This is a genomic window from Desertibacillus haloalkaliphilus (assembly GCF_019039105.1).
GTDB lineage: Bacteria > Bacillota > Bacilli > Bacillales > KJ1-10-99 > Desertibacillus > Desertibacillus haloalkaliphilus.
Genome location: NZ_JAHPIV010000356.1, coordinates 1 through 374, shown reverse-complemented (window position 1 = coordinate 374; position 374 = coordinate 1). Strand labels below are relative to the sequence as shown.

The window sequence follows — 374 nt, the reverse complement described above, 5'->3', positions numbered from 1 at the left end:
GCCGTGCAGAGATCATGGCAGGAAGAGGCTCGTTTATTGAATCGTTTCCGTTATTTGGGTACGAGTTAAAAGATTATGATGAGCTTTTTAACGAGAAATTGGAGTTGCTATTAAAAATTCGCGAATCAGAAAAAGTGACGTGGAGAGGTGGGCATCGTCCAGCGATTAATAATCTAGGAGTATACCCTCGACCAGTGCAAGATCCTTTACCTGTTTGGATTGGCAGTGGTGGCAATTCAGAATCCGTCGTTCGTGCGGGGCTCCTCGGACTGCCGCTAGTCTTAGCTATCATTGGCGGACGGCCAACCCAGTTTGAACCTCTTGTACGTCTTTATAAAAGGGCAGCTGCTAAAGCAGGTCATGATGTCTCGAAG

At 46.8% G+C, this 374-nt stretch carries 1 protein-coding gene; it reads left to right on the top strand.

The window, feature by feature from the left end; genetic code table 11:
- Positions 1-374: LLM class flavin-dependent oxidoreductase (locus tag KH400_RS22315; protein ID WP_217228375.1), on the top strand; the 374-nt coding region annotated here is incomplete at both ends.